The sequence below is a fragment of the Poseidonocella sp. HB161398 genome (assembly GCF_005870025.1).
Classification (GTDB): domain Bacteria; phylum Pseudomonadota; class Alphaproteobacteria; order Rhodobacterales; family Rhodobacteraceae; genus Mangrovicoccus.
Map to the genome: position 1 here is coordinate 1 of NZ_VATA01000135.1, position 7,713 is coordinate 7,713.

The 7,713-nt window shown below is 67.1% G+C and carries 7 protein-coding genes and 1 pseudogene; 4 read left to right on the plus strand and 4 right to left on the minus strand.

Annotated features, from left to right (window positions below; genetic code table 11):
- Positions 1-298, plus strand: a 298-nt coding sequence (locus FGX59_RS35380) for an IS66 family transposase (RefSeq protein ID WP_240722866.1), incomplete at its 5' end; no start/stop codon positions are given.
- A 230-nt stretch (positions 299-528) separates the two neighbouring features.
- Positions 529-1,386, plus strand: a complete 858-nt coding sequence (locus tag FGX59_RS35385; RefSeq protein WP_138473261.1) for an SDR family oxidoreductase — start codon at positions 529-531, stop codon at positions 1,384-1,386.
- A gap of 8 nt (positions 1,387-1,394) precedes the next feature.
- On the opposite strand, the gene FGX59_RS35390 is transcribed toward FGX59_RS35385, so the two are convergent.
- The 3 genes from FGX59_RS35390 to FGX59_RS35400 all read right to left on the minus strand — a co-directional run bounded on the left by FGX59_RS35390 (position 1,395) and on the right by FGX59_RS35400 (position 4,264).
- Entirely contained in the window at positions 1,395-2,138 is a 744-nt protein-coding gene (locus FGX59_RS35390) for a metallophosphoesterase family protein (protein ID WP_138473263.1), read from the minus strand.
- A 123-nt stretch (positions 2,139-2,261) separates the two neighbouring features.
- A complete protein-coding gene (locus tag FGX59_RS35395; protein ID WP_138473265.1) occupies positions 2,262-3,803 on the minus strand; it encodes a sodium:alanine symporter family protein in 1,542 nt (513 codons plus the stop codon).
- A gap of 23 nt (positions 3,804-3,826) precedes the next feature.
- Positions 3,827-4,264, minus strand: coding sequence for a universal stress protein (locus tag FGX59_RS35400; RefSeq protein ID WP_370296480.1), 438 nt, complete (start codon positions 4,262-4,264; stop codon positions 3,827-3,829).
- Positions 4,265-4,612: 348 nt separating this feature from the next.
- Here FGX59_RS35400 and FGX59_RS35405 point away from each other — a divergent pair, with 348 nt between their 5' ends.
- A complete protein-coding gene (locus FGX59_RS35405; protein ID WP_138473268.1) occupies positions 4,613-5,887 on the plus strand; it encodes an SRPBCC family protein in 1,275 nt (424 codons plus the stop codon).
- 2 nt (positions 5,888-5,889) lie between these two features.
- Positions 5,890-6,975, plus strand: a complete 1,086-nt coding sequence (locus FGX59_RS35410; protein WP_240722867.1) for a hybrid-cluster NAD(P)-dependent oxidoreductase — start codon at positions 5,890-5,892, stop codon at positions 6,973-6,975.
- Between the two features lie 424 nt (positions 6,976-7,399).
- On the opposite strand, the pseudogene FGX59_RS35415 reads toward FGX59_RS35410, so the two are convergent.
- Positions 7,400-7,619 (minus strand): annotated as a pseudogene (locus FGX59_RS35415) (transposase); the annotation flags it as partial.
- Positions 7,620-7,713: the final 94 nt, after the last annotated feature.

A 7,713-nucleotide genomic window follows, 5' to 3' on the forward strand; every position in this document is an offset into this window, starting at 1 on the left:
CGCAAAGGGCGCCCGTGTCGCACGGACGCCACCGACCAGCTTCAAATGTTTCCAAGCACTTGCGAAAAGGGGGCAGAATGACCAACCGCTCGCCCTCAACCGCAAGAATGCCCTCTTCGCGGGCCATGACGAAGGCGGCCGTGCCTGGGGACGCATTGCCTCGCTGATCGAGACGGCAAAGATCAACGGCGTCGAGCCCTTCGCCTATCTCAAGGCCACGCTGGAGGCGATTGCAGCCGGGCATCCGCAGAAGCGGATCGACGAACTTCTGCCATGGAGTTTCAAGCCGTCAACCTGAGATCCCGTGAGCCGGGAACACCGCTTACTGATTTTCAAAGAATTCGAAACCCCCAGATAGTTCTGCACCGCTCCCAACCATGCATCCTTGCGTTCTCAACGGCTGCTCCCTGCCGTCAACTTAGCGCCATAGACGGCACACCCTCTGAGTTCCGGAGCCACATACTCCCAAGTTGGCACACGCCATGCTTGATCCTCCCGAGTCCAGAAATGTTGTGATTGGAGGAAGGCATGATCGGGGTAACTTGCGCCAGCGGGCAGCTCGGGCAGCTTGTCATCGGCCTCTTGAAGGAGACGCTGCCGGCCAGCGGGATCGTCGCGCTGATGCGCAGCCCGGAAAAGGCGGAGGAGCTCGACCTGGGCGTCGAGGTCCGGCCCTTCGACTACAATGAACCCGACCAGATCGAGGCCGGGCTGGAGGGGCTCGACGCGCTCCTGCTGATCTCCGGCAGCGAGGTCGGGCTGCGCGAGATCCAGCACCGCAATGTCATCCTCGCCGCGATGGGCCACAAGCTGGGCCGGATCGTCTATACCAGCCTGCTGCATGCCGATACCTCTCCCCTGAAGCTCGCGCAGGAGCATCTGGCAACCGAGCTGATGCTGGCCGAGAGCGGCATCCCCTGCACGATCCTGCGCAATGGCTGGTATGCCGAGAACTACATCGACACGGCGCGCTCGGCGCTGGAGGCGGGCGCGCTCTACGGCGCCGCGGGCGAGGGCCGGATCTCGGCCGCCAGCCGCCGCGACTATGCCGAGGCCGCCGCTGCGGTGCTGACCGGCACGGGGCACGAGGGGAAGACCTACGAGCTTTCGGGCGGTCCCGCCTTCTCGCTCGGCGATCTGGCGGGGGCGATCTCGGAGATCAGCGGCACCGCCATCCCCTATCGCGACATGGAGGAGGCCGCCTATGCCCAGGCGCTGGCCGAGGCCGGGCTGAAGGCGCCCTGGCCGGATTTCCTGGCGCGGATGGACCGGCAGATCTCGGAAGGCGCGCTCTATGACGAGGGGCAGGACCTGCCGCGGCTGATCGGCCGTGCGCCGGCGACGATCCGCGACGTGCTGGCGGCCTCGCTGCGGCCCGCGGCCTGAGCCGCCGCTCAGGAGCCGGCGAGCTCGCCGACCCGCATCCGCTCGCGGCCGCGTCCGCCCAGGGTGAAGACCTCGCGGCCCTCGATCAGCGCCGGGACCAGCGGGCGGCCGTAGCCCGCGCCGCCATCCATGTTCAGCCGGTTGGCATAGAGCTGCGGATGGTCGAGCGCGGTATGGCCGTGCACCACCAGCCGGCCCCAGTCCTGCGGGCTTTCCAGGAAGCCGCCGCGGATCCAGACGAGGTCGTCCTCGATCTGCTCCTCGAGCGCCACGCCCGGGCGCAGCCCGGCATGGACGAAGATCTGCCCCTCGGTCCCGTGCATCCGCGGCAGGGCGGCGATCCAGTCACGATGGGCCTGCGGCACCGCCTCGCGCGCGTCGGCATGGATGTCCTCGAGGCTGCGCCCCTCGGCGACATCGACCCCGTAGGAGGCCAGCGTCGCAGAGCCGCCCAGCGGCGGGTCGGTCCAAAGGAGCGGCCGCGAGACTGCCGGATCCTCGTAGCGGGGGTTTTCCAGATAGCGCAGCAGGAAGCGGTCGTGGTTGCCCATCAGGCAGGTCCAGGGCCGGCCCGCGGCCTGGCCCTCCATCAGCGTCTCGATCACCCGCCGCGAGTCCGGGCCGCGATCGACGAAATCGCCGCAGAACACCACCGGCGCACCGGGCTCGCCATGGCGCTCGATCAGCTCCAGCACCATCTCGAGCTGCCCAAGCTGGCCGTGGATATCGCCGATGGCATGAATGGGGGACATGGGGGACGCTCCAGGACTGTTACCGCTCACGAAAGGTAAGGTCTCACAGTCCGGGGGCAAGTCATAGCCGCCATGACGACGCGGCGCCCCGGCCCGGCGGAACCGGACCGGGGGAATGTCAGGTCAGGCGAATTTGCGGATCTCGCCGGATTTCAGCCGCGACAGGTAGCTGTCCATCTCGGCCTTCACGATCGGCATCAGCACGTAGAGCGCGCTGATGTTGCACACCGCCATGGCGAAGATCGCCGCGTCCGAGAAATCGATGACCGGCCCGAGGCTTGCCGCCGCGCCGACGATCACGAAGAAGCAGAAGATCAGCTTGAAGACCAACTCGGTCGTCTTGCCCTCGCCGAAGAGGAAGGTCCAGGCCTTCAGCCCGTAATAGGACCAGGAGATCATCGTCGAGAAGGCGAAGAGGATCACCGCGACCACCAGGATGTAGCGGAAGAACGGGATGCTCTGCGAGAAGGCCGCCGAGGTCAGCGCCACCCCGGAATTGCCGTCCACGGTCTGGATCGCGCCGCCTTCGCCGACGATGTAGAGCCCGGTTGCCGGATCCGCCACCAGCTGGCCGGTGATGATGATGACAAGCGCGGTCATGGTGCAGATCACCACGGTGTCGATGAAGGGTTCCAGGAGCGCGACGAAGCCTTCGGTGATCGGCTCCTTGGTGCGCACGGCCGAGTGGGCGATCGCCGCCGAGCCGACGCCGGCCTCGTTGGAGAAGGCCGCCCGCTTGAAGCCCTGGATCAGCGCGCCGGCCATGCCGCCCGCGACCCCGAGCCCGGTGAAGGCGCCCGCGAAGATCTGGCCGAAGGCCCAGCCGATCATGTCGAAATTCATCAGCAGGATGATCAGCGCCGTGCCGACATAGAGCACGCCCATGAAGGGCACGACCTTCTCGGTCACCTGGGCGATCGACTTGATGCCGCCGACGATCACGGCGAAGACGATGGCCGCGAAGACGATGCCGGTGATGAAGCCCGGGAAGTCGCCGAAGACATTGGTCAGCTGCGCATGCGCCTGGTTGGCCTGGAACATGTTGCCGCCGCCGAAGCTGCCGAGGATGGTGAAGACCGCGAAGACCACGGCCAGGATCTTGCCGCCGCCGACGCCGCGCGCGGCGAAGCCCTTGGTCATGTAGTACATCGGCCCGCCCGAGACGCGCCCGTCGGGATATTCGTTGCGGTACTTCACCGCCAGCGTGCATTCGGTGAATTTCGAGGCCATCCCCAGCAGGCCCGCCAGGATCATCCAGAAGGTCGCGCCGGGTCCGCCGATGCCCACGGCCACCGCGACGCCCGCGATGTTGCCGAGGCCCACCGTGCCCGAAAGCGCGGTCGCCAGCGCCTGGAAGTGGCTGACCTCGCCCGCGTCGTTCGGGTCGGAATAGTCGCCCTTCACCAGGCCGATCGAATGGCCGAGCACGCGGAACTGGACGAAGCCGAAATAGACCGAGAAGATCGTCGCGCCGATCACCAGCCAGGCGACGATCCAGGGAAAGGACGTGCCGGGAATGGGTGCGAAGATCAGGCTGACGAACCAGCCGGTGGAGGCGGCGAAGACGCCGTTGATCGTCTCGTCGAGGCTCTGCGACAGGGCCGGCGTGGCGCAGAGCGCCGCCAGGGCTGCCGGGAGCGGGAGCTTCCTGATTAAGTCTTTCATTGCAATCCCCTCATCTCTTCTGGTCACGGCACGATGGTCAGCGGCACCGGGCAGGTCTGCACGAGCGACCCCGCCACCGAGCCGAAGAAGCGGTCGGCGAAGCTGCCCGCGCCCTTGCGCCCGATCACGATCTGGATCGCGTCGGCGTCCTTCGCGATCTTCAGCAGCGTCTCGGTGACATGGCCGTAGCGGATCTCGCTGGAGACCGGCACGCCGCTCTGGGCATGCGCCTTGAGCACCGGCCCGAGCAGTGCGGTTTCCGCCCGTTCCAGTTCCTGCTTGCGCCGGACATGCCGCTCTTCGAGCTCGGCCGGCGTCAGGAAGGAATAGGGCGACCATTCCAGCACATGGGCGACAATAATACTGCCGCCGATGGCTTTCGCGCGATCCACGGCGAAGGCCATGGCCCGCTCCGCGCTGTCGCTGCCGTCATGGGCGACGACGATGGTTGATGACATCATGTGACCTCCGTTGCGGTCTGTCCCTGTTGTCCGGTCAGCGGACCCTGTCCCGGTCCTGTCTGGCCCCTCGGAAAGCCTGTCCCATGGGGGCGTGCTGTCGAGGGCGGAAGGGGCCGGGCGCAGCGGCTCCGATGCCGGTCCCGCAAATACATCAGAAATTGAGCCATAAGTATATGTTTTGGGCAGACTAAAAAATATTGATGCATCGCGAGGGGCGCGCGGCGGCAGCGCGTGCCGAAAACATGCCCCGGAGTGTCGCAATTCCGCGGGTCCCTCCGGTCCGGGGCAGGCAGGATCGAAGGGTAGACGATTTGTGCCAACCGCGTTCCAGCAGTGAGGGATCCGCCGATGCCCAGCCATGAAGACATCCGCCATCTTGTCCGAAACCGCGTGCCCGGCCTGACGCTGGAAGCCCCGTTCTACACCGCGCCCGAGATCCTCGAGATGGATATCGAGGCGATTTTCAACCGCCACTGGATCTTCGCCGCCGCCGGTCCCGAGCTGCCCGAGCCCGGCGACTGCGTCACGCTGGAGGTCGGCCCGGCCTCGATCCTGCTCCTGCGCGGCGAGGACATGCAGGTGCGCGGCTTCCGCAATGTCTGCCGCCACCGCGGCGCCCGGCTGATCGAGGCGCGCTCGACCACGATCGGCAACATCGTCTGCCGCTACCACGGCTGGAGCTACAGCGAGGACGGCGCGCTGATCCATGCCGAGCACATGGGCGAGGACTTCGACAGGTCCTGCCACGGGCTGATCCCGGTCCATGTCCGCGACATCGCCGGGCTGATCTTCATCTGCCTCGCCGAGGAGGCGCCGGAAGATATCGACGAGATGGCCGCGGCGATGGAGCCCTACCTGCTGCCGCATGACCTGGCCAACTGCAAGGTCGCCCTGCAGTCCGAGCTGGTCGAGGAGGGCAACTGGAAGCTGACGCTGGAGAACAACCGCGAATGCTACCATTGCGAGACCAACCACCCGCAGCTGACCGTGCCGCTGTCGGAATTCGGCTTCGGCTTCTCGCCCGACGAGCTGGACGAGCGCCGTTCGGAGGAGGCCTCGGCCTATCTCGCCGCGGTGGAGGAGCGCCACGCCTACTGGCAGTCCTGCGGCCTGCCCTCCTCCGAGGTGAACCGGCTGCGCGACGTGACCGGCTTCCGCGCGATGCGGCTGCCGCTGCTGGGCGCGGGCGAGTCCCACACGCTGGATACCCGCGTCGCCTCGAAGAAGTTGCTCGGCCGCTTCCGCGAGGCGGCGCTCGGCGGGCTCAGCTTCTGGACCCAGCCGAATTCCTGGCACCATTTCATGTCCGACCATGTCGTGACCTTCTCGGTGCTGCCGCTCGGGCCCGACCGGACGCTGGTGCGCACCACCTGGCTCGTCCACAAGGACGCGATCGAGGGGCAGGACTACAAGACCGAGCAGCTCGCCACGGTCTGGACCATGACCAACCAGGAGGATGCGGATCTGGTCCGCATCGGCCAGCTCGGCGTCTCGGACCCGGCCTACCGGCCCGGCCCCTACTCGCCCTATACCGAGTCGATGGTCGAGGCCTTCACCGGCTGGTACATCGACCGGATGGCCGAGCACCTGGAACCCGGCAGCAGCGCGATGGCGGCGGAATGAGCATGGACGGAAGTTTCACCGAAGCCACCCGCATTCCGCTCTGGGACCCCGAGCGCGACGATACGCTGGTCTGCCGCCAGGTCCGGCAGGAGACCCATGACGTCAAGACCTTCGTCTTCTCCGGGCGCGAGCCCCGCGCCTTCCGCTTCTATCCGGGCCAGTTCATGACCTTCGAGCTGCCGGTCGAGGGGATGATCCAGCGCTGCTACACGCTCTCGGGCTCGGCGGCGCGGCCCTACCGGGTGGAGATCACCGTCAAGCGGGTGCCGGGCGGGCCCGGCTCGAACTGGCTGCACGACCACATGGCGCCGGGGCGCGAGATCGCGGTCTCGGGGCCGATGGGCGAATTCACCACCGACGCCACGGCGGAGCAGAAGCTGCTGTTCCTCTCGGCGGGCAGCGGCATCACCCCGATGATGTCGATGGCGCGCACCGCCTGCGACCTGGGCGCGCCGGCCGACCTGGCCTTCGTCCATGCCGCGCGCAGTCCCTCGGACATGATCTACCGCCAGGAGCTGTCGCTGCTGGCGCAGCGCAATCACGGGCTGAAGCTGGCGCTGGTCTCGGGCACCGCCCCGGCCTCGGACGCCTGGGCGGGCTTCACCGGGCGGCTGAGCCTGCCGATGCTGCAGCTCATCGCGCCCGATTTCGCCGAGCGGAAGATCTTCTGCTGCGGCCCCGCCCCCTTCATGGAGGGGGTGCGCGCCATGCTGGCGGAGGCGCGCTACGACATGGAGACCTATTACGAGGAGAGCTTCGATTTCGGCGCCGAGACCGCGGGCAGCTTCGAGGGCGAGCCCGAGGCCGCCCCCGAGGTCAGCGGCCAGACCTTCCGCATCAGCTTCGTGAAATCCGGCAAGGTGGTGGAATGCGGCCCCGGCATGACCGTGCTCTCGGCTGCGCGCGAGGCGGGGCTGCGGCCGCTTTCCTCCTGCCAGCGGGGGATCTGCGGCACCTGCAAGACGCGGCTGGTCTCGGGCGATGTCGAGATGGCGCATGGCGGCGGCATCCGCCAGCGCGAGATCGACCAGGGCAAGATCCTGGCCTGCTGCAGCCACCCGCTGAACGATATCGAGATCGATCTCTGAGCGCTTGCAGACGGGGCACGGAAATGCCGGCCGGGACTATCGGCCGCCGATGGCCGGCCGGTCCGCTCTCCGGTGCATGGCGCCGGGCACGCGGCACGCATGAGCTGCCGGTCGGGTTGCTGCGCCATGAGCCTCCGCCGCCGATGCGATCAGGCGATGCCGTGCCATCACCCGCGGCTCCGGCCCCGGCCGGACTTCCCCGGTCCAGCACCCTGCCGAGGCGGGTCCATGACACCGGCATGACCATGAGAACTCGCGGAAGAGTGGATGCCACCGGCGTTGTTGCGCAAATCCGGGAGGATTCATCTCGTGTATCCAGCATGCTAGCTGGGCAGCATGAGCAGACCTCCGAAGACGACCTGCAAGACCACAAACTGGCATAGCTAGCGAGCCGTTGCGCGCCACCGGTCCGAGCGGCACCGCGAATGCGCCGTTTCGAGCCGCCATGCTTGCGCGTATGCCACTCGCCTTCGCCTTCCACCTTGATGCCGGTGCTGTCCGCTGCCCGGCAGGGTATTGCGCAGCAATGCCCGAGAGGGGACGAGCAGGTGCAGCTGCCCCTTCGAGCCGCGATACGGAATGATCACGTCTAAGGTTTTCTGGCGGCGTGACAGAGTGCTGAAGTTCGGCACGGACCAGTCGAGCCTAGGCTCAGGACTCGTTCCGACTCACAGCCAGAAGATGACGGTTGCGGCGAGTGCGATCGCCGAGAAGAAGGTCTTCGGGCATCGGTCGTAC

Coding starts and splice junctions, on each gene's coding strand:
- FGX59_RS35385 (WP_138473261.1), top strand. CDS start 529: ATGATCGGGGTAACTTGCGCCAGCGGGCAGCTCGGGCAGCTTGTCATC.
- FGX59_RS35390 (WP_138473263.1), bottom strand. CDS start 2,138: ATGTCCCCCATTCATGCCATCGGCGATATCCACGGCCAGCTTGGGCAG.
- FGX59_RS35395 (WP_138473265.1), bottom strand. CDS start 3,803: ATGAAAGACTTAATCAGGAAGCTCCCGCTCCCGGCAGCCCTGGCGGCG.
- FGX59_RS35400 (WP_370296480.1), bottom strand. CDS start 4,264: ATGATGTCATCAACCATCGTCGTCGCCCATGACGGCAGCGACAGCGCG.
- FGX59_RS35405 (WP_138473268.1), top strand. CDS start 4,613: ATGCCCAGCCATGAAGACATCCGCCATCTTGTCCGAAACCGCGTGCCC.
- FGX59_RS35410 (WP_240722867.1), top strand. CDS start 5,890: ATGGACGGAAGTTTCACCGAAGCCACCCGCATTCCGCTCTGGGACCCC.